21 protein-coding genes are annotated in these 22135 nt (G+C 65.2%); 9 read left to right on the top strand and 12 right to left on the bottom strand.

Translation table 11 applies throughout. The features are described from left to right. Positions 1-93: 93 nt before the first annotated feature. From ACTIEZ_RS03485 to ACTIEZ_RS03475, 3 genes are all read left to right on the top strand, one after another. Positions 94-1296 (top strand): type III PLP-dependent enzyme, encoded by a 1203-nt coding sequence (locus ACTIEZ_RS03485; RefSeq protein WP_439545257.1) that lies wholly within the window; start codon positions 94-96, stop codon positions 1294-1296. 125 nt (positions 1297-1421) lie between these two features. Beyond that, positions 1422-2501, top strand: coding sequence for a 1,9-bis(guanidino)-5-aza-nonane synthase (locus tag ACTIEZ_RS03480; RefSeq protein ID WP_439545256.1), 1080 nt, complete (start codon positions 1422-1424; stop codon positions 2499-2501). A 131-nt stretch (positions 2502-2632) separates the two neighbouring features. Further along, complete coding sequence (locus ACTIEZ_RS03475; protein ID WP_439545255.1) at positions 2633-3079, top strand: MAPEG family protein; 447 nt, start codon at positions 2633-2635, stop codon at positions 3077-3079. Here ACTIEZ_RS03475 and ACTIEZ_RS03470 read toward each other — a convergent pair. Beyond that, the gene (locus ACTIEZ_RS03470; protein ID WP_439545254.1) at positions 3070-4257 is read right to left on the bottom strand and encodes a class I SAM-dependent RNA methyltransferase; all 1188 of its coding nucleotides are present in this window, start codon (positions 4255-4257) and stop codon (positions 3070-3072) included. The genes ACTIEZ_RS03475 and ACTIEZ_RS03470 overlap by 10 nt on opposite strands. A gap of 32 nt (positions 4258-4289) precedes the next feature. Then, positions 4290-5684 (bottom strand): NAD(P)H-hydrate dehydratase, encoded by a 1395-nt coding sequence (locus ACTIEZ_RS03465; RefSeq protein ID WP_439545253.1) that lies wholly within the window; start codon positions 5682-5684, stop codon positions 4290-4292. Positions 5685-5728: 44 nt separating this feature from the next. On the opposite strand from ACTIEZ_RS03465, the gene ACTIEZ_RS03460 reads away from it, so the two are divergent. After that, the gene (locus ACTIEZ_RS03460; protein ID WP_439545252.1) at positions 5729-6229 is read left to right on the top strand and encodes a GNAT family N-acetyltransferase; all 501 of its coding nucleotides are present in this window, start codon (positions 5729-5731) and stop codon (positions 6227-6229) included. On the opposite strand, the gene ilvD is transcribed toward ACTIEZ_RS03460, so the two are convergent. The 6 genes from ilvD to ACTIEZ_RS03430 all read right to left on the bottom strand — a co-directional run bounded on the left by ilvD (position 6226) and on the right by ACTIEZ_RS03430 (position 13954). Then, positions 6226-7944 carry a dihydroxy-acid dehydratase gene (ilvD, locus tag ACTIEZ_RS03455; RefSeq protein ID WP_439545251.1) on the bottom strand — a complete coding sequence of 573 codons (1719 nt, stop codon included), beginning with the start codon at positions 7942-7944 and terminating at the stop codon, positions 6226-6228. The two genes, ACTIEZ_RS03460 and ilvD, sit on opposite strands and share 4 nt — an antisense overlap. Before the next feature lie 51 nt (positions 7945-7995). Then, the gene (locus tag ACTIEZ_RS03450) at positions 7996-8715 is read right to left on the bottom strand and encodes an N-formylglutamate amidohydrolase (protein WP_439545250.1); all 720 of its coding nucleotides are present in this window, start codon (positions 8713-8715) and stop codon (positions 7996-7998) included. 171 nt (positions 8716-8886) lie between these two features. Beyond that, positions 8887-9171: a hypothetical protein gene (locus ACTIEZ_RS03445; protein WP_439545249.1), complete on the bottom strand. Its 285-nt coding sequence runs from the start codon at positions 9169-9171 to the stop codon at positions 8887-8889. 302 nt (positions 9172-9473) lie between these two features. Next, positions 9474-10313 (bottom strand): 4-(cytidine 5'-diphospho)-2-C-methyl-D-erythritol kinase, encoded by an 840-nt coding sequence (locus ACTIEZ_RS03440; protein WP_439545248.1) that lies wholly within the window; start codon positions 10311-10313, stop codon positions 9474-9476. Between the two features lie 41 nt (positions 10314-10354). Next, entirely contained in the window at positions 10355-12046 is a 1692-nt protein-coding gene (locus tag ACTIEZ_RS03435) for a hypothetical protein (RefSeq protein ID WP_439545247.1), read from the bottom strand. Between the two features lie 258 nt (positions 12047-12304). Beyond that, positions 12305-13954 (bottom strand): electron transfer flavoprotein-ubiquinone oxidoreductase, encoded by a 1650-nt coding sequence (locus ACTIEZ_RS03430; protein WP_439545246.1) that lies wholly within the window; start codon positions 13952-13954, stop codon positions 12305-12307. Positions 13955-14087: 133 nt separating this feature from the next. On the opposite strand from ACTIEZ_RS03430, the gene ACTIEZ_RS03425 reads away from it, so the two are divergent. After that, positions 14088-14813 carry a hypothetical protein gene (locus tag ACTIEZ_RS03425; RefSeq protein WP_439545245.1) on the top strand — a complete coding sequence of 242 codons (726 nt, stop codon included), beginning with the start codon at positions 14088-14090 and terminating at the stop codon, positions 14811-14813. After that, the gene (locus ACTIEZ_RS03420; RefSeq protein ID WP_439545244.1) at positions 14813-16702 is read left to right on the top strand and encodes a lytic transglycosylase domain-containing protein; all 1890 of its coding nucleotides are present in this window, start codon (positions 14813-14815) and stop codon (positions 16700-16702) included. The genes ACTIEZ_RS03425 and ACTIEZ_RS03420 overlap by 1 nt, the downstream gene beginning before the upstream one ends. A 5-nt stretch (positions 16703-16707) precedes the next feature. Here the strand turns inward: ACTIEZ_RS03420 and ACTIEZ_RS03415 are convergent, their stop codons facing one another. Both ACTIEZ_RS03415 and ACTIEZ_RS03410 read right to left on the bottom strand, forming a co-directional pair. Further along, positions 16708-17106 carry a GFA family protein gene (locus ACTIEZ_RS03415; protein WP_439545243.1) on the bottom strand — a complete coding sequence of 133 codons (399 nt, stop codon included), beginning with the start codon at positions 17104-17106 and terminating at the stop codon, positions 16708-16710. Positions 17107-17170: 64 nt separating this feature from the next. After that, entirely contained in the window at positions 17171-17581 is a 411-nt protein-coding gene (locus ACTIEZ_RS03410) for a VOC family protein (protein ID WP_439545242.1), read from the bottom strand. Between the two features lie 51 nt (positions 17582-17632). Here ACTIEZ_RS03410 and moaB point away from each other — a divergent pair, with 51 nt between their 5' ends. Genes moaB through ACTIEZ_RS03395 form a run of 3 tightly spaced genes read left to right on the top strand, consistent with a single transcriptional unit; the run spans position 17633 to position 19739 of the window. Further along, positions 17633-18160 (top strand): molybdenum cofactor biosynthesis protein B, encoded by a 528-nt coding sequence (moaB, locus tag ACTIEZ_RS03405; RefSeq protein ID WP_439545241.1) that lies wholly within the window; start codon positions 17633-17635, stop codon positions 18158-18160. Positions 18161-18164: 4 nt separating this feature from the next. After that, entirely contained in the window at positions 18165-18614 is a 450-nt protein-coding gene (locus ACTIEZ_RS03400; RefSeq protein ID WP_439545240.1) for a hypothetical protein, read from the top strand. Positions 18615-18665: 51 nt separating this feature from the next. Beyond that, positions 18666-19739, top strand: a complete 1074-nt coding sequence (locus ACTIEZ_RS03395) for a PA0069 family radical SAM protein (protein ID WP_439545239.1) — start codon at positions 18666-18668, stop codon at positions 19737-19739. Positions 19740-19754: 15 nt separating this feature from the next. On the opposite strand, the gene ACTIEZ_RS03390 is transcribed toward ACTIEZ_RS03395, so the two are convergent. Further along, positions 19755-20306 carry an MOSC domain-containing protein gene (locus tag ACTIEZ_RS03390; protein WP_439545238.1) on the bottom strand — a complete coding sequence of 184 codons (552 nt, stop codon included), beginning with the start codon at positions 20304-20306 and terminating at the stop codon, positions 19755-19757. Beyond that, entirely contained in the window at positions 20303-21928 is a 1626-nt protein-coding gene (locus tag ACTIEZ_RS03385; protein WP_439545366.1) for a long-chain-fatty-acid--CoA ligase, read from the bottom strand. The genes ACTIEZ_RS03390 and ACTIEZ_RS03385 overlap by 4 nt, the downstream gene beginning before the upstream one ends. Positions 21929-22135: the final 207 nt, after the last annotated feature.

Here is a 22135-nt window from a genome sequence, read left to right as displayed (position 1 = left end):
CAATGCCGGCGACCGGCCGAGACTGTTCCAACTGGAACAATCCCGACAAGCGCGCAGCATCGTCATTCTTTGCCCACCCGGAGGTCCCTTGACTTGCTCAAGCATCATACTGCGCTCAACGTAGCGCGCACCCTGCGTCCCACGCAGCCGGTTACCCTCGTCCGCCCGCATGCGGCGCGTCGTGCTGCCCGATTCTTCCTCGAGAAGTTTCCGGGTACACCGATGTATGCGGTCAAGGCCAACCCGTCCCCAGACCTGATCCGCACCCTCTGGGATGCGGGGCTGACGCATTATGACGTCGCCTCCATTGCCGAAGTGCGTCTGGTCCGCGAAGTGGCGCCCAACGCCACGCTTGGGTTCATGCATCCGATCAAGGCGCCCGAAGCCATCGCCGAGGCCTATCATCGCCATGGCGTGCGGGTATTCAGCCTGGATTCGCTCGATGAGCTCGAAAAGATCGTGGCGGCCACCGCCACGGATGGCGTCGCTGCGACCGACCTGACGCTGTGCGTCCGGCTGCGGGTCTCGTCTTCGCACAGCAAGCTCAGCCTGGCGTCCAAGTTCGGCGTGCATGCCGATGAGGCAGCGCCCGTGCTGATGGCGGCCCGCCAGGTCGCCGATGCGCTCGGCATCTGCTTCCATGTCGGCAGCCAGGCGATGAGCCCGCAGGCCTATGGCGATGCCATGGCGCAGGTGCGCACGGCAATCGTGGCGGCCGGTGTCACCGTCGATATTGTCGATGTCGGCGGCGGCTTCCCGTCGATCTACCCCGGCATGGCGCCAGCCCCGCTGGAAGCCTATTTCGAGGTGATCCACCGCGCCTTTGAATCGCTGCCGATCTCCTATTCGGCTGAATTGTGGTGCGAGCCGGGCCGGGCCTTGAGCGCAGAATATGCCTCCGTGCTGGTGCGTGTCGAAGCCCGCAAGGAAGATGTGCTCTACATCAACGACGGTGCCTATGGCGCCCTGTTCGATGCTGCGCATGTCGATTGGCGTTTCCCGGTGCAGCTGGTGCGCGAAACCGCCAGCCGGGCCCGTGACATCGATTTCAGCTTCTGGGGCCCGACCTGCGACGACATGGATTACATGCGCGGGCCGTTCGCCCTGCCGGCCGATATCAAGGCCGGTGACTATATCGAGATCGGCATGCTGGGCGCCTATGGCCAGGCCATGCGCACCGGCTTCAATGGCTTCACCGCCGGCGAAACGGTGTTCATGACCGACGAGCCGATGGACACGCTCTATGGTGTCACGGAAGAGTCGCCGGACAAGGTTATCCAGCTGCGGTCGATCTGATTTCCCATGCCCCCACTGTTCGCAGTGGGGGCATGATTTCCCCCGCTCGGCGCCGGACTCCCCCGGCCGCGGGCGGCATTGCCGTTTGGGCATGCCGGGCCATAGTCTGACACCGGGAGCAATCCATGACCGATACATTGAACGCTGTTGTCACCGAGCTCACGCCGGCCGAGCGCCAGCGCAAGGCCGAACTTCTGTCCACGCTGGTCGAACATATCGACATCAAGAGCTTCGACGCCCGCCCGATCATCGACGGCATGGCCAAGATGAGCTTCACCTCGCGCGATCTCGCCCGCGCCACCGCCATCTACAACCAGATGCTGGCCGATCCCGATTGCACCATCTTCCTGGTCATCGCCGGTTCGACCAGCGCCGGCGGCTGCATGGATCTCTATGCCGAACTGGTGCGCAACAACATGGTGGACGGCATCGTCGCCACCGGCGCCAGCATCGTGGACATGGATTTCTTCGAAGGCCTGGGCCACAAACATTATCAGGCCCTGGAAGTGCCGGATGACGACACGCTGCGGTCGCTGCTGATCGATCGCATCTACGATACCTATATCGACGAAGAAGCGCTGCAGCAGACCGATCACACCATTTATGAAATCGCCAACACGCTGGAACCGCGTGGCTATTCCAGCCGCGCCTTCATCCGCGAGATGGGGAAATACTTGGCCGAGCATGGCAAGAAGGACAACAGCCTGGTCAAGCTGGCCTATGAACATGATGTGCCGATCTTCTGCCCGGCCTTCGTCGACAGCTCGGCCGGGTTCGGCCTGGTCAAGCATCAGGTCGATCGCGCCAAGACCGGCCAGCCCTACATGATGCTGGATGCCATCGCCGATTTCCGCGAACTGACCGAAATCAAGATCAAGGCCGGCACCACCGGCCTTTTGATGATCGGCGGCGGCGTGCCGAAGAACTTCATCCAGGATACGGTCGTTTGCGCCGAAATCCTGGGCCATCACGACGTGGAAGTGCACAAATATGCCGTGCAGATCACCGTGGCGGACGTGCGCGATGGCGCCTGTTCCTCCTCGACGCTGCAGGAAGCGGCGAGCTGGGGCAAGGTCAACACCGGCATCGAGCAGATGGTGTTCGCCGAAGCCGGTTCGGTCATGCCGCTGCTGGCCAGCGACGCCTACCATCGCGGCCACTGGCAGACCCGCGCCAAGCGCAAATGGGCTTCCTTGTTCGCCTGACAAGGTCCCCTCTCCCCTTGCGGGTGAGGACGACTCGCCGCAGGCGAGCGGGGTGAGGGGTTGCCTCTCCCCGTTTGACAAACCGCCCCAAACGAAAGAACCCTCCCCGTCACACACGGGGAGGGTTTTTCATGGCAAACGCCATATTGCTGCCGATGCTGGTGCTGGCCGGCTGGACGATGATCGTCTGGGTCTGGATGTACGCCACCCGCCTGCCCGCCATGAGCCGCGCCGGCATCGATGGCACTAAGCTGGTCGGTTCCACCGGCAAGGGCCTGCGCGATCAAATGGTTGCGGCCGGGGAGGAACGCGCAAGCTGGGTGGCCGACAATTACAATCATCTGATGGAACAGCCGACCATCTTCTATGCGACCGCGCTGGCGCTGGCGGTCATGGGGGACGCCGGCAGCCTCGCCGTCAATCTGGCCTGGGCCTACACCGGCTTGCGCATCGCCCACAGCATGGTGCAGATTCTGGTCAACCGCGTTGTGATCCGTTTTGCACTGTTCGCCGGTGCCAGCCTGTGCCTGATCGCCCTGGTGCTGCTGGCGCTGTCGATCGCCACCACTCAGGGCTGACGGTCAAAACGCGCCACCAGTTCGACATGGCTGGACCAGCGGAACTGTGCCACCGGCCATAGCGAGGTGAGCGTGTAGCCGCCCTCCACCAATATCTTCGCATCACGTCCGAAGCTGTTGGGATTGCACGAGACGGCGACCACCAGCGGCACCGCAGATGCCGCCAGTGCGCGGGCCTGTGCTTCGGCGCCGGCCCGTGGTGGATCGAACACAATGGCGTCAAATCCCGACAGTTCCTTGCCCGCCAGCGGCCGGCGGAAGAGATCGCGGTGCTGCACCTCCACCCGGCGGCCGGCGCGGCGCGCCGCGACGCCCAGCGCCATCACGGCCGGCCCGGCGGCATCGACCGCCAGCACCGCAGCGTGCTGCGACAGCGGCAACGCAAAGGTACCCAACCCGCAGAACAGATCGGCGACTCGCGCGGTATCGCCCACCGCCGCCAGCACCGCCGCCACCAGCGCCGCTTCGCCTTCGCGCGTCGCCTGCAGGAATGGCGCCACCGGCATCGGGACTGCCACCCCGCCCATGATCAATGTCGGCGCACGGCGTTCCACCAGCGTGTCGATGCCGCCCGGCCCTTCCACGCTCAGCCGCGCCAGATCATGCGTCGCCGCGAACTCGCTCAGCGCCTCGATAGCGGCCAGCCCTTCGGCCGAGACATTGGCGAGCAGCAGATCAACGCCATCATCGCACAACGTCATGGCGATGCCGGCCCCCTGCCCGTCCTTCAAACGCGCCTTAAGCAAGGCCCGCAGCGGCGGCAGCAGCGCCATCAATTCCGGCACCAGCAGTGGGCAATCGGCAATATCGACCAGCGCATGGGTGCCCTCGCTGTGAAAGCCCAGGCTCAGCCGACCATTGCGTTTAAGGGCTTTCAGGCTGGCGCGGCGCCGGCTGCGCGGCGGCGACAGGGCGACGGGATGCGTCTGCGCCGGCAACCCGGCCGGCAGCACGCGTAGCAGCCGATCCATGACAAAATCCGTGTAGGCGCCGTCGTTCAGATGCTGCAACTGGCAGCCGCCACACGCTGGATAATGCGCGCACGCGGCATCGGCATGATGTGGGCCAGGAATGATGCGCGGCGGATCGACCGCAAAATCCACGCTGTCGCCGATCGCGGCCAGCGGCACAAAGCGGCCATCGGCCGTGATGCCGTCGCCGCGTGCTGCCAGCCGCACGATAGGCTGCAAATCTGGCACCCGCAGGTCACTCACAAGCTGGACAGCACCGCCGGCAGGCTGGCGATCAGATCATCGGCAATGCCGCCCGGGCCAAGCCGACGCCCGGCCTCGCCATGCAACCAGGTGGCTGCACAAGCCGCTTCGAACAAGGGATGGCCCTGCGCCAACAGCGCGGCAATCATCCCGGCGAGCACATCACCCGAACCGGCCGTGGCCAGCCACGGCGCGGCATGGGCGTTGATCGCAGCACGGCCGTCAGGTGCCGCGATGATCGTCGCGCGGCCTTTCAGCAGCACCACTGCACCCGTCTTGGCGGACGCGCGGAGCACAGCGCCCAGCCGATCATCACCCACTGGGCCGAACAATTGCGCAAATTCGCCTTCATGCGGCGTCAGCACGGCCGGCATGCCCAAGATCGCGGGATCGAGCAGCCGCAGTGCGCCGGCATCGATCACCGTAGGCCGGCCCGCCCATTGCAGGCGGCGCAGCCAGCCCCGCGCCCGCGGCCCGGACTCCATGCCGGGGCCGATCACCACCGCGCCCATGCGCGGATCGGCAAGCAGTGCAGCAGCCTCATCATCGCTGCGCCGCATCAGTGCCATCGCCGGCGCTCGTCCGCCGGCTTCCCCTGCCAGTGTCACAAGCCCGGCGCCCGATCGCAGCGCCGCCAGCCCGGACAGGCCCGCGGCGCCGCCATGGCCGCTGGTGCCCTCCACCATCATCACCCAGCCACGCGAATATTTGTGCGCGTCCGGTGCCGGGCCAATCAGGCGCGGCGGCGCGGTCAGTCGCAAGCTGCTCGCCAGCGGCACGCCGATGTCGATCACTGCCAGCCGCCCACTCACCGACGCGCCTTCGCCCAGCACATGGCCAGGCTTGGCTGCGCCGAACGCCACCGTCAGTTCCGCAGCCAATGGCTGGCCGAGCAACTGGCCAGTGTCGGCATGCAGGCCCGATGCGATATCGATGGCCACCACCCGACCGACGCCGCGCAGCCGATCCAGCGCGGCCTGCACTGCTTCGGGCACGGGACGTGACAGGCCGATGCCGTACAGAGCGTCGATGATCAGCGGCGCCGGCGGCGCTTCGATCAACGGCACCACCGCGCCGCCGTGCGCCCGCCACCGCTGCGCCATCGTGGCGGCGGGCTCAGCGGCAGGCGGCGCGTCGGCGGCCACGGTCACGGTCACGCCGGCCTGCGCCAGCAGCAGCGCGATGCCATAGCCATCGCCGCCGTTGTTGCCCGGCCCGCACAGGATGGTCGCCCGCCGCGCCGGGGCATAGGCCAGAATCGCCCTTGCCGCCCCCGCCGCCGCGCGCTCCATCAGCGTCATCGCGGCTGTGCCCGCCGCGATGGCTGTGGATTCGGCCGTACGCATGGCCGCGGCGGTCAGCAGCGGCTGACCCGAATCGATTACGAACATCCCGACGTTGTCACAAAGCCGGACCGGCGGCACAAGTGCCTGCGATGGTGAATGCTTTGATCTCCGTGCGCCCGGTGGCGGCCAGTGATGCCACCGAACTGGCGGAACTGCTCAACGCCATCATTGCGGCAGGTTGCACCACCGCCTTGCAGCAATCATTCAGCCCGGAGAATTTGGCCGATACTTATCTGAATGGCCCCAATGTCTTTTGCTGCCTTGTCGCCGTCCACACAGCGTCAGGCCGGATCGAGGGCTTTCAAACGGTGGGTCGATTGCCGTCGCTGCCTGACAATATCGGCGACATCGGCACGTTCGCGCGGATGGGCGGCACCCAGCGCGGCGTCGGCAGCGCGTTGTTTGCGGCCACGGTGGCGCGTACGCGTGCGCTCGGCCTGTTCGCGCTGAATGCCGTGATCCGGGCGGACAATATAGGCGGCCTCGCCTTTTATTCGCGGCAGGGCTTCGTCGATCACGATATCCTGCCGGCAGTGCCGCTGCAGGACGGCACTCCGGTGGATCGCATCATCAAGCGCTATCGGCTCTAGATATCGGCAAACACATGGGTTTCGGCATTTGCACCGGGATGGGTCACCGCCCCGTGCCGCGCCGGGCCGACCGTCTGTGCGAATTTCCAGATCGCGCCGGATTGATAATTGGTGGCGCGCGGTTGCCACACGGCGCGGCGGGCGGCCAGGGTTTCGGCGTCCACTTCCAGATCAATGGTGCCGGCTTCGGCATCGATGCTGATTATGTCGCCATCCTGCACCAATGCGATCGGGCCGCCTTCGGCCGCTTCGGGGCCGACATGGCCGATGCAGAAGCCGCGCGTGGCGCCTGAAAAGCGGCCATCGGTGATCAGCGCGACATGTTCACCCAGGCCGAGGCCATAAAGCGCCGCCGTGGTGGACAGCATTTCGCGCATGCCCGGCCCGCCCTTTGGCCCTTCATAGCGGATGACGATCACGCAGCCCGGCACAATGCCGCGCTGTTCCACCACCTTAAAGGCATCTTCCTCACAATCGAACACCCGCGCCGGGCCGCTGAACTGCAGCGTCTTCATGCCCGCCACCTTCACGATGGCGCCGTCCGGGGCGAGGCTGCCTTTCAGGCCGACCACACCGCCCGTGGGCGACAGCGGACTCGACACCGGATAGATCACCTTCTGGTCCGGGTTCCACGTCACCTCGTCGATGTTTTCGGCAAGCGTCTTGCCGGTCACCGTCAGACAATCGCCATGCAGGAACCCGGCATCGAACAGCGCCTTCAAGGCCATATAGACACCGCCAGCATCATACATGTCCTTGGCAACATATCGGCCACCCGGTTTCAGGTCGGCAATGTAGGGCGTTGTCTTGAAGATCTCGGCCATGTCGAACAGATCGAACGCCACGCCGCATTCATTGGCCATGGCCGGCAGGTGCAGCGCAGCATTGGTGGAACCGCCGGTCGCTGCGACAATGCGCGCTGCATTTTCAAAAGCTTCGCGCGTGCAGATGTCACGCGGCCGCAAGTTGCGTTCGATCAGGGTCATGATCTGCTTGCCCGCCGCAATCGCGATGTCGGCGCGGCTGGTATAGGGCGCCGGTGTCATGTTGCTGTTGGGCAGGCTCAGCCCGATGGCTTCGCCCACACAGGCCATGGTGTTGGCCGTGAACTGCCCCCCACAGGCGCCATGGCCGGGGCACGCGACCTTTTCCAGCGCTGTCAGCCGCGCAAGCGGACAACTGCCGGCCGCAAACCCGCCCACCGCTTCGAACACGTCCACCACAGTAACGTCGTTGTTTTCGAACCGACCGGGCAGGATCGAACCACCATACACAAAGATGCTCGGCACGTTCAGCCGCAGCATCGCCATCATCATGCCGGGCAGGCTCTTGTCGCAACCGGCAAAGCCGATCAGCGCATCATAACAATGGCCACGCATGGACAATTCGACACTGTCGGCAATGCAATCCCGGCTGACCAGGCTGGCCTTCATGCCCTGGTGGCCCATGGCGATGCCGTCGGTCACGGTGATGGTGTTGAACCGACGCGGCATGCCGCCCGCATCATTCACCCCGATCCGCGCCGCATCGGCCTGCGCATCCAGCGTCGTGTTGCACGGTGCGCTGTCATTGCCGGCCGACGCAATGCCGACGAACGGCCGGGCGATCTCCTCTTCACTCAACCCCATCGCGTAATAATAGCTGCGATGCGGCGCGCGCTCCGGACCGACCGAAACGTGGCGTGACGGCAGGCGTGACTTTTCGAATCTTATCATGAATAGCCTCAAGAGATAATAAAATTGCCGTGCCTCAGTGTTTGGCTCCCGTCAAGCCAGACTGCGCCGCACGCTGACGATGCAATCGGCCAAGATATGGGTCCAGCGCGCGATGCCTTCCTTGCCCGCTAGGCCGTCGTTGCGCACTTCGATCCCGACATAGGCAATCCCGGCTGCCTCAGCGTGATGGTCTAGGGTGTAATTGAGCGTGCGGCCCGAATAGGGTTGATTGTCGCCCACATGGAGGCCGCGCGTGGCCAGCGCCACGATGGCGGCGCTGGCGGCGCGATCATCCTGATTATACAGGATCCCCACCGGCCACGGCCGGTCTTCACTCGGCCGGGTCGCCAGCTTCGGGGTGAAGCTGTGCACTGCAATGATCAGCGCCGGACGCTGGCTGGCAATCTGGGCCGCGACGCACTCGTGATAGGGCCGATGAATGGCCGCAATGCGCAGCTCGCGTTCGGCGGCGGGCAAATCCCAATTGCCGGGAATGATATGCCCATCGCTGCTGGCCGGCACGGCGCCCGCATCGTCGGGCTCCCGGTTCAGATCGACCACCAGGCGCGACACGGTGGCAATGATCGCCGGTGCCGCCAGCGTGCGCGCCAGGCGCCGCGTCAATGCATCGGTGCCGATATCCACGGCCACATGATCGCCCATCAGCGCCGCTGGCACGCCAAGGTCGATGCCGGGCGGCACATGCGCCGCCGCATGATCGGCGACCAGCAGAATATCGGCAGTGCCGGGCAGGATTTCGGGCCGATGCATCCACCAGACATAGCCGGGGTGCCCAACGAGTTAAAGAAGGCAAAAATCACCCGGCGGGCGGCAACCACCCGCGTCGTGAGCAAAAAAACGCCCGGTGGGGGCCACCGGGCGTTCAGGTTCATCCTGGGTCAGGATGGAGAGGGAAAGTCGGGGCAGACGCCCCCGGCAAGATCAGTAGCCGGTGGTGCCGGTCGACAGTGCCGCGAGTTCGGTGCCGAGCAGCTTGGCGGCCGACGCGAACTTCTTGCCAGCTTCGAACTTGGCATCAGCGGCGCACAGCTTCTCGCCAACGGCGACCAGCTTCAGCGCCTTGACGGCTTCTTCGCCACCCTTGGCATCAGCCAGGGTGCGGATCTGAGCGGGGGTTTCGGTGCAGCTCACCTGGGCGCCGGCCGTGGCGGGCACAGCGGCAAAAGCGAGAATGGCGAACGGAAGGGCGATCAGGCGCTTGAACATCGTGTGTCTCCTCAGTCGGCGAGCATCGCCGGTGGCGGTTCGTAAAACGGGCTGACTTGAGCGCCGCCCGCCGGCCCGAGGGGGGAGGGTTGAGCGCTGACTGAGCAGTGCTCAAATCAACTGTCACCGGATTAAGCGGCGCTCAGTTCGTCGTCAACAGCAATTTTGAGTGCAAATCAGCTTGGTGCGTTGCAGCATCGTATTTTCAATGCTTTGTGCAAATGACGTACCTATGATTTCGGCACTGCACCCAAGTTGCACACCCCGATTTTCGAGTCGTACTTCAATCTTGTGAGCGCGACTCAGCGCAACCCCGAGTCGGGTCCGATGATCCGCGTCGGACATAGCCACCAGCCGCGACCCGCCAAGCCCGCAGCGGCCCGATCCCGCGCCGCATCATCTGCATAAAGCGCGAGGCAGGTGGCACCCGAACCGCTCATCCGCACCAATTCGGCCTCGCCAGCCGCCGTCAGCGCGGCCAGCACGTCTGCGATCACGGGCTGGATCGCCACTGCCGCTGCCGTCATGTCGTTGCGCAGCCGGTCCAAACCGATCCCTGCGGATATGCCGCCACGATCCTGCTGGTCCCACCCGGCAAACACCGGCCCCGTCGGCACCGCCACCCGCGGATTGACCAGCAGCACCGGCGTACCGGCCTGGTTGTACGGCCATTCCGACAGCGCCTCCCCCTTGCCGGCGCCAAACATGGTCCGGCTGTGCACGCACACCGGCACATCCGCACCAAGCGGTTCGGCAAGGGTCGCCAGGCGTTCCAGCGGCCAGTTCAGCCCCCACAATCGATTGAGCAGGCGCAGCGCCGCCGCCGCATCGGCCGAGCCGCCGCCAAGGCCGGCGGCAACCGGGATCTGCTTGTCGAGATGCAATCGCGCGCCAGCAGTGACGCCAGCCGCCGCCGCCAAGGCCCGCGCCGCACGCAGCACCAAATTATCGTCCCCCACATCGGCCGACGCTGCAGTTGGCCCGGCCAGCGTCAGGTTCAGCCCGTCAGCGGCATCGGCCGAAAGCGTGTCGCCGAACGCCGTGAAGGCAAAGATGCTCTCCAGATCATGATAACCATCCGGCCGCCGCCGCCGCAGGTGCAGCGCCAGGTTGATCTTGGCCGGGGCATGTTCGCTGATCATAACGGCTGCGATTGGCGCGGCCTGAGCTGCGGCGCAAGGCCCTAACGGAGCGCCAGCATCGCGCTGGCCGCATCCAGGCCATAATCCAGCCGCGCCTGCAACTGGCGCCGTTCGTCGGCAGCCGCTGTACCCAAAGCTGTCAGCGTCAGCGCCTGCCGCCAGCGGAAGCGCGCTTCGATGCGGCGACCCTGCTGCCACAGCGCGTCTCCCAAATGGCCCATGATCGCCGGGTCCTGCGGCTCCAGGCTGACCGCGCGCTCCAGCGAGATTACCGCCTTGTCGACATCACCCAGCCGCAACTGCATCCAGCCCAGTGAATCGATGATGCCGCCGTCGCCGGGGCGCAGCGATGCCGCTTTTTCGATAAACGCCCGCGCTTCACGGGCCCGCGGCCCGGCCTGCTGATGACGCTCCAGCAATGTATAGCCCAGATAATTCAGCACGCTCGGCTCATCCGGAACCAGCACCAGCGCCGCCCGGAAATCCGCCTCGGCGCCCGGCCAGTCGCCGGCACGGTCGCGCATCATGCCGCGCAGATAATGCAGGTTCCAGGCCGTCGCCCCCAGGCCTGCCCCGAACCGATCAATGGCGACGCCATAAGCCGCCGCAGCGTCTGCATAGCGTTCCGCGCGCTGGTGCCAGGCCGCCAGGCTCGACCAATCTTCCGCCGATGCACCCGGCGCGTCTGCCGCCGCCTTCAACAACTGCCCAGCGGCCGCTGCGTCGCCGGCTGCCTCCAGCACGTTGGCCCGGCGGGCCCGCACCGCTTCACCCAACCCCAGCCCCGTTGGCACGCGCGCCAAGGCGGCCAGTGCGGCCTCGCTCCGGCCTGACCGGCCCAGCACATCACCCAACGTCAGCCAGCTCGCCGGCAGATCGGGCGCCATGAAGCTGGACAGGCGGGCAAACAGCAGCGCCAGCGGCTCGGCGCGTTCGCGCGTCAGATCGCCGGCGAGACGCACCGACAGCCACGCTAGGGCGTGGCGCGGCTCCGCCGCCATCAACCCCAATCGCTTGCCGGCCAGCAGCCGTTCCCGCGCCGCAGCAGTGGGTTGATCGCTGGGGAACAGCACCGACAGCGCTTCATCGCGGCGGCCAGCCATCACCAGCGCATCGGCCTGGCCCTGCTTCAGGAACATCGCCGCCACACCGCCCACCATGCGTGCCTGGCGATAGGCTGCCGCGGCTTCATCCCAACGGCCCAGCCAAGCCAGCATATGCGCGCGCTGTTCGATAACATAAGAGCGCATGAAACCCTGGCTGCGCTGCGGATCGAGCATGGCCAGTGCCGCCGCGTGATCGCCGCGTGCCGCCGCCGTCCATGCATCGATGATCGGCCCAGCCACCAGCGGCCACCCCTGCCCGCCCAGCTTGGCCCGCAGCGCCGCCACCTCGGTCCAATCCTTGCGCGCAGCGGCTTCGGCCAGCCGGGTCATGGTGATTTCCGCATCGGTACTGCCGGCAGCCGCCAGGCTCTTCGCCAGCTTGAAGGCGCGTTGCTGATCGCCGGCCGCCACGGCCAGATCCCAGGCGCGCCGCGTCACCGTGGCTGCGGTCGGGTCAGCCACCCGGGCTTCCTCCATAAGGCGCGACGCCAGGCCGAGTTCATTGTCGAGCGCGGCATAGCGGCCGATGACGTAGGCGTGCAGCGCCGGCTCGGGTGCTTTCGTGGGACGCGCGGCGTGCGCGGGGGCCGTCAGGGCGAGGGCAATGAGGAGGGGCGTGATGCGCATGTGTGCCGAGTGTGGCGTGGTGGGTGGGGGTTGTCGAGGGGGGATGCGGGCGTGTGCGACGGGGTGGTCGCTGCCGGGGCACGGCCGGCGGCAGAGCCGCCGAGTCCGTTTTGGTGGAGGTAAAGGAAGAAAGGGAAGTACGCGGCGGAGCCGCGCCGTCGAAGCTGTTCGGTTGGCCTGAGGGCCAACCGCCAGCCCGGCCGAGCTGGCGCGAGTCCGCGCCCATCGCTGCGCGATGGTCGCTGGCCGCGCTGCGCATTACATATTCGGATAATTCGGCCCGCCGCCGCCCTCCGGCACCACCCAATTGATATTCTGCGTCATGTCCTTGATATCGCAGGTCTTGCAGTGCACGCAGTTCTGCGCGTTGATCTGCAGGCGCGGCGTGCCTTCTTCAACACCAACAATCTCATAGACGCCGGCCGGGCAGTAACGCTGCGCCGGCTCGTCATAGAGCGCGTAATTGACCTCGACCGGCACTGACGGGTCCTTCAGTGTCAGGTGGCAGGGCTGGTCTTCTTCATGGTTGGTGTTGGAAAGAAACACGCTGGTCAGCCGGTCGAAGCTGATGACGCCATCGGGCTTGGGATAGGCGATCTTGGGCGCCTGGTCCTTCTTGCGCATGTGCGTGTTGTCGGGCGTCAGCTTGAACGTGAAGGGCAGCGTGTAGCCCAGATATTCCATCCACATCATCACGCCGCCCAGCACCGTGCCCACCGTGTTGCCGAATTTCTCGACCGCCGGCAGCACGTTGCGCACCATTTTCAGCTCTTCATACACCCAGCTCTTCTTGTAGGCCGCTTCATAGGCCGTCAGTTCATCACCGCCGCGCTGCGCCGCGATCGCCGCCACGGCGGCTTCGGCAGCCATCATGCCGGACTTCATGGCGGTGTGGCTGCCCTTGATGCGCGGCACGTTCAGGAAACCGGCCGCACAGCCGATCAGCACGCCGCCCGGGAACGTCAGCTTCGGCACCGCCTGCCAGCCGCCATCATTGATCGCCCGCGCGCCATAGGACACGCGGCGGCCGCCTTCCAATATCGCGCGGATCGATGGATGCGTCTTCCAACGCTGAAACTCCTCGAACGGCGACAGATGCGGATTGTCGTAGTTCAGCCACACGGAGAAGCCGAGCGCCACCTGACCGTTGGCCTGATGATACAGGAACCCGCCGCCATTGGCATCGCTCAATGGCCAGCCCTGGCTGTGAATGACCCGGCCCGGCACATGCTTTTCGGCCGGTATGTCCCACAATTCCTTCATGCCGATGCCATAGATCTGCGGCTGACTGTCCTTGCGCAGGTCATAGCGCGCGATGACCTGCTTCGACAGGTGCCCGCGCACCCCTTCGGCAAAGAAGGTGTATTTGGCATGGATTTCCAGGCCCGGTGTCCAGCTCGGCTTGCGGCTGCCATCCTTGGCAATCCCCATGTCACCGGTGGCCACGCCCTTCACGCTGCCATCATCATTGTACAGCACTTCGGCGGCGGCAAAGCCGGGGAAAATCTCCACCCCCAATCCTTCGGCCTGCGTCGCCAGCCAGCGCGTGAGATTGCCCAGGCTGACCGTGTAGCAACCGACATTGTGCATGAACGGCGGCAGCAACGCGTGCGGAAATTCGGTCTTGCCGGTTTCGCTGAGGATCCAATGGTGATTTTCCGTCACCGGCACCGTCATCGGCGAATCCATGTTCCGCCAATCCGGCAGCAGTTCATCAAGCGCACGCGGGTCGACCACAGCGCCCGACAGGATATGCGCGCCGATCTCGCTGCCCTTTTCCAGGATGCAGACCGAAAGCTCGAGTCCCAGCCGCTGCGCCTCCTGTTTGGCGCGGATCGCTGCCGACAGGCCGGCCGGCCCGCCACCCACGATCACCAGATCATAGGGCATGGATTCCCGTTCGCTCACGTGTCAGTTCCCATCTTATGGCCCCATCCCGCGCTGCCGGCGCTCCGGCTGGCGCAATTACGACATGAATAGACAGATAGCGATGCCGACAGAGCTTGACCAGACTCAGTACCCTGAGGCTTGTACTTGGCTTGTGCCACCAAATGTCGCTCCCCCCGATCTGCTCGCTGCCCGCGATGCGCTGGCCTTCCTGATTGCGGCCGGTTGCGATGTGCCGGTGGACCCGGCGCCGCGGCGCTGGCTGGAACCGGCGCCGGCACCGCCAGCACCAATGTCCGAACCACGTGCCGAACCGGCAGGTGCGCAGGCCAAAGCACCGGCCCGTGATCCTGCAGCGCCCCACCCTGCCCTCGCCTGTGATGACATTCCGGCGCTGCTCGCCTTGCTCGGCCGTTTCCCGGCCGCGCGCCAGCATCCGCCGCTGCTGTTCCATGGCAATCTCGACAGCCGGCTGTGGGTGCTCATCGATCGGCCCGATCTTGATCCGACCCACCGCGACACCATCGATCGCATGATGGCGGCCATCGATCTCGACTGGTCCCGGGCTGCCCTGGTCAGTCGTCTCGCCTTCCCGACCCCTGGGGACAGCGACCCGACGCCCGATCTGCTGGCGCGCTTTGCGCCGGTTCTGGAGCGGCTGGCCATGCTGGCACCGCCAACCCATGTGCTGGCGCTGGGCCAGGTTGCCGCGGAATTGGCTGGCAGCAAGGCCCGTCTGGCGAGCAGTCGCGGCCACTGGTTCGATTGGGCTGGCGCGCAATTGCTGCCATCCATCCACCCACGTACCATGCGGGGCAGCAAGGAGTTGCGCGAGCAAGCCTTTGTCCATCTTAAGCTTTTTCGATCGGTTGTTGGTTGATGCGTACCCTGTTTCCCGTTCTGGCCTGCCTGCTGGCCGCGCCGGCCACTGCCATCAGCGTCCCGCCTGAACTGCAACCGCCGGCGTTGCTGCAGCCGCTGCCGCCCCCTGCCACGCCCATGATGGTCGTGAACGGGCAGCGTGCCGGCATCACCCCGCGCCAGCGTCTGGTGCCGCCACAATTGACCGAAGCCGAACGCATGGCCTTCCGCACCATGTTCCGCGATCTCGACGCCGGCCGGTATAGCAAGGCCGAAGCCGCGCTGGCGGCCCACCCGGCCGGGCTGCTGAGCGAAAGCCTGCGCGCGGCATTGATCGCGGCGCGCGGCCCGGGGCGCCTGACCCGAGCCGATCTTGCGGCCTGGCTGGCGGCCAATGCCGATCAGCCGCTGGCCAACAAGGTCGCGGCGCGGGCCGCCGCCCTGCCCGCTGCTGATTCTGCGCCGATGCCATTGCTGCCGGAAGCACGGCCCTTCCGTACCGCCAGCGCGCCTGGATATACCATTGAGCGTGGACCGGGGGATGCCGATCTGGCAACCCGACTGAAGCCGCTGCTCGCCGCCGATCGCAACGACGAAGCCGAGCGACTGTGGCTGGCCGGTTCCGGCCAATTGTCCCCCTGGGCACGCAGCGAATGGGCTGCGCGCATCGCCTGGAATCATTATCGCATGGGCGATGATCTGGCGGCGTGGCGCATCGGGCTCGATGCGGCGGCGGGCTTGGGCCAGGGCGCCGCCGATGGCGCCTGGGCTGCCGGGCTGGCGGCATTCCGGCTGGGCCGCTGGCGCGATGCCGCCGCTGCCTTCGATCTGGTCAAGGAAGGCCCCGAGGATAGCCGGGCTGCCGCCAATTTCTGGGCTGCGCGCAGTTGGGAACGCACCGGCGATATCATGGCGCAGCGCGACCGGCTGGAACGCGCCGCCACCTCACCCAACACATTTTATGGCATTCTGGCGCGCCGGACCCTGGGCGTGGACCAGGGGCTTGATTGGGCCGAACCGGATTTCATCACCGCCGACTGGAATTATCTGAAGGACGTGCCCGGCGCCCGCCGCGCTGCCGCGCTGGTGGAAATCGGCCAATTGGGCCTGGCTGATCGCGAATTGCGCCACCTGGCCGCCACGGCGCCGGCCGATGCCTATCCGGCGATCCTGCGGCTGGCGGCGCGGCTCGATCTGCCGGCCACGCAATACAGCCTTGCGGTGCGGTCGCCGGTCGGGCTGGAGGCGCCCTTGTCGGCGCGCTATCCCGCGCCGGACTGGGTGCCATTTCGTGGCTGGCGGCTGCCGCGCGCGCTGATCTTTGCGCATGCCCTGCAGGAATCGGCGTTCATCACCACCGCCGGCAGCCGGGTCGGCGCCCGCGGCCTGATGCAATTGATGCCCGATACGCGCGACCTGGTGCACAACCGCATCCGCCGCGAAACACCCGACGCGGCCAGCGTGGTGGGTGACATCACCGATCCCGCCTATAATTTCGAACTCGGGCAAACCTATCTGGAAATGCTGGGCCGGATGGGCATCACCGATGGCCTGCTGCCCAAGGTGATGGCGGCCTATAATGCCGGGCCGGGTGCCGTGCTGAAATGGAACACGACGCTGGACGATCAAGGCGATCCGCTGCTGTTCATCGAATCCATCCCCTACCGCGAAACCCGCCATTATGTGCGCGTGGTGATGCGCAACCTGTGGATGTACGAATTGCGCGAGCATGGCGCGCCGGCTTCGCTGGAAGCGGTAGCGCAAGGGCTGTGGCCACGCCTGCCTGGCATCGGCGGGCCGGCGGCCATCAAGCGCGAAGCACTCGCCATCCGTCCGCGGCCATTGCCCGGCAGCTTTGCCCCGGAAGCCTGGCCGGATGACGACCGCGCTGTTGCCGGCGGGAAATAGCCTGGCTAGTCCGGAAACCGCTCGAATGCCGGCAGTTCGTGCGCGCTTGCCATCCAGCCGACGCGCTCCGCGGTCTGGATATGCGCGCCGACCGGAAAGGCTTCCGGATCATCCAACGTGACGGCCTGGACATCGACAATGCCCGGCAGCATTTCGGCATTGCGATAAGTGAGACCGGTCCCGCAATCGCCGCAAAAGCTGCGTAGCGCTGCGCCCGACGAATTGCGGGTCTTGGCCTCACCGCGGGTCACCCGAAAGGCATCGTCAGCAAACATCGCCCACGCCACCATCGGCGCGCCCGCGCATTTTCGGCAATCGGCGCAATGGCACAGCACGACATGCATCGGCGCGCCCTCGACTTCATACCGCACCGCCCCGCAATGGCATCCGCCTGCTTGAGTCACGCCCGCCTCCTCGACTGCCGCAGAGAACGTATAAGGAACATTCTCGCCTGGCAAGTGCTTTGGGTCAACAAATTTGTGTGAAGCTGAGCAGATTGCCCTCGCTATCATTTAACCAACCGATGCGGGCTTGCCCACCGGGCGAAGCCCACAAACCATCCTCGCCCTGCCCCATGCCGGGATAGATGATCAGCGATACACCGTGCGCCGCCAGCCCAGTCGCACAGGCGGCAGCATCATCGACTTGCCAGCCCAGCACCGGATGCGGCCCCGGTGCAATGTCGGGAAGCGCAGTCAGCCGGATGAAACCATCGCCACACGCAAATTGATCGCCGAAATGATCGATTTGCGCCGGCCCCAGACCAAACACCGGCCCCAGCACATCGCCATAAAACGCCCGGGCGCGCAGCTGATCGACCACGTTGATCATCGCCATCAACCTTGCTGCCACCACAGCCTCCGCTGCGGCGGAGCGCATGGCTGTTCTTCCACCATGACTTTGTGCCGCGACACAGTTTAGCCTGCCTGCATGCCCATTGACGAGTCGCTTGCCATTGTTCCGCTCAACATCGCCGTGCTGACGGTGAGCGACACGCGCGAGGCCGCCACCGATCGCAGTGGCGACACCCTGGTCGATCGCCTGACCAGTGCCGGCCACACGCTGGCCGCCCGCACCATCTGCAAGGACGAAGCACCGATCCTGGTCGCGCAACTGACTCAATGGATCGACGATCCGGCCATTGATGTGATCATCACCACCGGCGGCACCGGCGTCACCGGGCGCGACGTCACCCCCGAAGCGCTCGATCAGGTCATCGAAAAATCCATTCCAGGTTTCGGCGAACTGTTCCGCTGGCTCAGCTTCCAGACCATCGGCACCAGCACCATCCAGTCACGCGCCTGTGCCGGCGTGGCGCGCGGCACCTATATCTTCTGCCTGCCCGGCTCCACCGGCGCCGTGAAGGACGGGTGGGACGGCATATTGGCAAGCCAGCTCGACAGCCGCCACCGCCCCTGCAACTTTGCTGATCTGATCCCGCGCCTGCAGGAACGATAAGGGCGTGCGCTATTTCCTCGATTGCGAATTCAATGGCTTCGATGGCCCGCTGATCTCGATTGCGCTGGTGCCGGAGGCCGAGATCCGCCCCGATTTCTACGCCGTGCTGCCCTGCCATCGGCCGCGGCGCTGGGTGGCCGATCATGTCATGCCGGTGCTGGGCGCAGCGCCGCATCCCCGCGCCGATGTGGTGGCAGCGCTCAGCGCCTATCTGTTGCTCGATCCCGATCCGCTGATTGTCGCCGACTGGCCAGAAGATATCGCTCACGCCGCCAGCCTGCTCGCCTTTCAGGGCCGCTGCCTGGTTCCGCATGTGCGCTTCAATCTGCTCAATCTCCCCGGTTTTGATGCCGCCACGGCAAGCAGCCTGCCCCACAATGCCCTGGCTGATGCGCGCGCTTTGCGCACTGAGGTACTGGCAAGGGAGGCGCACTCAGGTGGTGCACCGGCCTGAAACGGATAGTTTGTTCTTTTTATGTTCTCGCGAACACGCTATGGTCCGTGCATGGCCAGTCCTCCTGCCCCGTCCGGCCGCGGCGCCACGCACAACAACGTAACGGCACGCTTCGGCCTTGCCGCGCGCGCGGCAGATGGCGATTGGCTGGACGACAAAACCATGGTGGACGGCGCGCCGCCGCCGTTGCGCACCACTGTCACCATTGAGCGCCCGCGCAGCATCATCACCCGCAACCAGTCCCCCGATGTGCCATTCGACCGGTCCATCAACGCCTATCGCGGCTGCGAACATGGCTGCGTCTATTGCTTCGCGCGGCCGACACATGCCTTCCACGATCTGTCGCCGGGCCTGGATTTCGAAAGCCGGCTGTTCGCCAAACCCGATGCACCGGCGCTGCTGCAGGCCGAACTCGCCAAAAATGGTTATGTCTGCCAGCCGATCGCGCTGGGGACCAACACCGATCCCTATCAGCCCATCGAACGCGACTGGAAGATCACCAGGCAAGTGCTTGAGATACTTCACGACTGCCATCACCCCGTCACCATCACCACCAAATCGGACCGGGTATGCCGCGATCTCGACATTCTCGGCCCCATGGCGGAACGCGGCCTGGCGGCGGTGATGATCAGCGTAACGACTCTTGATCCCCACCTTGCCCGCATCATGGAGCCGCGCGCCGCCACCCCGCCACGCCGCATCGCCACCATTGCCAAGCTAAGCGCCGCCGGCGTCCCGGTGTGGATTTCCCTGTCACCGATGATCCCGGCGATCAACGATCACGAAATCGAAGCCATCGTCGCCGCCGGCGCCGCAGCCGGTGCCGTTGGTGCCACCAGCATCCCGATCCGCCTGCCCCACGAAGTGGCGCCCTTGTTCCGCGACTGGCTGGCCACCCACTTCCCCGACCGCGCCGCCCGCGTGATGCACCACATCACCACCATGCGCGGCGGCAAGGACAATGACCCGCGCTTCTTCGCGCGCTTTCAGGCGCAAGGCCCTTATGCGGCCCTTATGCGCCAGCGCTTTCACAAGGCATGCGCCACCCACGGCCTGCGCCGCGAACGTATCGTGCTCGACTGCACGCAGTTTCGCAGCCCCAGCCATCAGTTCAGCCTGTTCTAGCTGACAGTTGGGCGACTAGACCCGCTCCATCACCGCCCATGGCTTCGGCGGCAGCAAAACGGCAACAGCGTCACCCACCGCCACATCGCCGCCCGAAATCACAATGGCCATGACGCCGGCCCGGCGCGCGATTTCACCGCCAGCGCCCTTTTTTACAACCTTGCTCAGCAGGCCCGGACGGAAATTTTCGATCTGGACACAGGGATTGCGCAGCCCGGTGAGTTCGATCGTTGCGGTGCGCCCGAACTGCAATTTGGTGCCGCGCGGCAGTGCGTGCAGATCAATGCCGGCGGTGGTGACATTCTCACCAAGCTGGCCTGGCGCAATTTCGAATCCGGCAGCCGCATAGTCGGCGATCAGTTCAAGCGACAGAAGCGATACCTGGCGCAGATTGGGCTGGGCAGGATCAACCGCCACCCGGGACCGATGCTTCACCGTCACACCGGCGTGGGCATCGCCGGCAATGCCAATGCCAGCGATCAGCTTGATCGCCTGCACCGGCTGCTTCGAAAAGCCATGCACGGGGCTGCGCGACAGGGCGGCGACGCAGGGCTGAGCGCCAATCATGCGGTCGGCAGCTTGTAGTCCTTGTACTGCTCGCGCAGCGCCACCTTCAGCAATTTGCCCGTCGCCGTGTGCGGCAGGCTGGGCACCACTATGACATCGTCCGGCGTCCACCATTTGGCGATTTTGCCGTCCAGATAGGCCAGCACGCTGTCCTTGGTCACGGCAGCACCTTCTTTTGGCACCACCAGCAACAGCGGACGTTCATCCCATTTCGGATGGTAAACGCCGATCACGCAGGCTTCCGCGACGCCTGGCGCGCCGACGGCAACATTTTCCAGGTCTATCGACGATACCCATTCGCCGCCGGACTTGATCACATCCTTGGCGCGGTCGACGATCTGCATATACCCCAGCGGATCAAGCGTCGCGACATCGCCGGTGTCGAACCAGCCATCGGGCGTGAAGGCATTCTGCCCGTCGCCCTTGAAATAGCTGCCCACCGTCCACGGCCCGCGCACCAGCAGGCGACCAAAGGCGACACCGTCGCGCGGCAGTTCCTGGCCAGCATCATCGACGATCTTCATCTCGACGCCAAACACGCCGCGTCCCTGCTTGATACGGATATCAAGCTCTGCCTCATAACTCATTGAATCAGTTTCTGGAACCCCAGCGCCAACCGTGCCCAGTGGCGACATTTCGGTCATGCCCCACAATTGCAACACGCGCACACCCATCTTGTCATAATGCTCGATCATCGCGCGCGGCACCGCCGAACCGCCGATGGCCGTTCGGTTCAGTTTTCCAAGCGTTTCGCCGCTCTTCTCAAGATACTGCATCATGCCCAGCCAAATCGTCGGTACCGCCAGCGCCAGATCGACCTCTTCCTCCACGATCAGCTTGTGCAGGGTCGGCGGATCGAAATTCGGCCCACCCATCACCAGCTTCGCGCCGCAACAGGCGGCCGTGTAGGGGATGGACCAGGCGTTTGCGTGATACATGGGCGCAATCGGCAGCACCGTGGTCTTGGCGCTCATCCCGAACGTGTCGGTGGCACTGGCGGCCATGGCGTGCAGCACGTTGGAACGATGGCTGTATTGCACGCCCTTCGGGTTGCCGGTGGTGCCGCTGGTGTAACACAGGCCGGCTGGGGCCGTTTCCGGCAGCTCGGTCCAGGGTTCATCCACGCTTTCGCCCGCCAGCAGATCTTCATAGCACAGCAGGTTCAGGCTGCTGTCCGCGGGCATGTGCGCACGATCGGTGAGCAGCACGAAATGTTCGATCGTGGAGAGGCTTGGCGCCAGTTTTTCCACCAGCTTGATAAACGTCAGATCGAAGAACAGCACCCGGTCTTCGGCATGGTTGGCGATGTAGATGATCTGCTCTTCGAACAGGCGCGGGTTGATGGTGTGCGCCACCCCGCCCATGCCGCTGATGCCGTACCAGCTTTCGACATGGCGCCACGTGTTCCACGCCAGGGTCGCCACCCGATCCCCCGGCTGCATGCCAAGCCGGCGGAGCGCGCCAGCCACCTGCCGCGCCCGACCGCGCACTTCGGCCCAATTGGTACGATGCTTGGGGCCTTCACAACTCAGCGAAACAATCTCGCGGGTCGGATGATAGATCGCCGCATGGTCGATCAGCTTCCACACCAACAGCGGCCAATCCTGCATCGTTCCCAACATCATGCGTCTCCCCAGACATGGCGGCGCACCACACTCCGACGGCGGCGCATCCTTCTCCCCCTTCTTACCGCCCAAGTTTCAGGTGCGAAAGAGGCGCTTGACGAAAGGAACAAGTATGGAACATAAGTATGCGAACATATGTGGAACATGATTGGCCGAATCGGCCGGAAGGGTACACGATATGACGATGATGCTGATGTTGCTGGC

Origin of the sequence: Sandarakinorhabdus sp. (genome assembly GCF_051860625.1) — a bacterium.
Taxonomy (GTDB): Bacteria; Pseudomonadota; Alphaproteobacteria; order Sphingomonadales; family Sphingomonadaceae; genus Sandarakinorhabdus.
This window is presented reverse-complemented; position numbering and strand designations above follow the sequence as displayed.

Excerpts from the sequence above, each read along its gene's own strand:
- ACTIEZ_RS03460 (WP_439545252.1), top strand. The coding sequence starts at position 5,729 with ATGGTGAATGCTTTGATCTCCGTGCGCCCGGTGGCGGCCAGTGATGCC.
- ACTIEZ_RS03390 (WP_439545238.1), bottom strand. The coding sequence starts at position 20,306 with ATGATTGGCGCTCAGCCCTGCGTCGCCGCCCTGTCGCGCAGCCCCGTG.
- ACTIEZ_RS03465 (WP_439545253.1), bottom strand. The coding sequence starts at position 5,684 with ATGTTCGTAATCGATTCGGGTCAGCCGCTGCTGACCGCCGCGGCCATG.
- ACTIEZ_RS03480 (WP_439545256.1), top strand. The coding sequence starts at position 1,422 with ATGACCGATACATTGAACGCTGTTGTCACCGAGCTCACGCCGGCCGAG.
- moaB (WP_439545241.1), top strand. The coding sequence starts at position 17,633 with ATGCCCATTGACGAGTCGCTTGCCATTGTTCCGCTCAACATCGCCGTG.
- ACTIEZ_RS03410 (WP_439545242.1), bottom strand. The coding sequence starts at position 17,581 with ATGCGCTCCGCCGCAGCGGAGGCTGTGGTGGCAGCAAGGTTGATGGCG.
- ACTIEZ_RS03435 (WP_439545247.1), bottom strand. The coding sequence starts at position 12,046 with ATGCGCATCACGCCCCTCCTCATTGCCCTCGCCCTGACGGCCCCCGCG.
- ACTIEZ_RS03475 (WP_439545255.1), top strand. The coding sequence starts at position 2,633 with ATGGCAAACGCCATATTGCTGCCGATGCTGGTGCTGGCCGGCTGGACG.
- ACTIEZ_RS03420 (WP_439545244.1), top strand. The coding sequence starts at position 14,813 with ATGCGTACCCTGTTTCCCGTTCTGGCCTGCCTGCTGGCCGCGCCGGCC.
- ACTIEZ_RS03440 (WP_439545248.1), bottom strand. The coding sequence starts at position 10,313 with ATGATCAGCGAACATGCCCCGGCCAAGATCAACCTGGCGCTGCACCTG.
- ACTIEZ_RS03445 (WP_439545249.1), bottom strand. The coding sequence starts at position 9,171 with ATGTTCAAGCGCCTGATCGCCCTTCCGTTCGCCATTCTCGCTTTTGCC.
- ACTIEZ_RS03385 (WP_439545366.1), bottom strand. The coding sequence starts at position 21,928 with ATGTTGGGAACGATGCAGGATTGGCCGCTGTTGGTGTGGAAGCTGATC.
- ACTIEZ_RS03450 (WP_439545250.1), bottom strand. The coding sequence starts at position 8,715 with ATGCATCGGCCCGAAATCCTGCCCGGCACTGCCGATATTCTGCTGGTC.
- ilvD (WP_439545251.1), bottom strand. The coding sequence starts at position 7,944 with ATGATAAGATTCGAAAAGTCACGCCTGCCGTCACGCCACGTTTCGGTC.
- ACTIEZ_RS03395 (WP_439545239.1), top strand. The coding sequence starts at position 18,666 with ATGGCCAGTCCTCCTGCCCCGTCCGGCCGCGGCGCCACGCACAACAAC.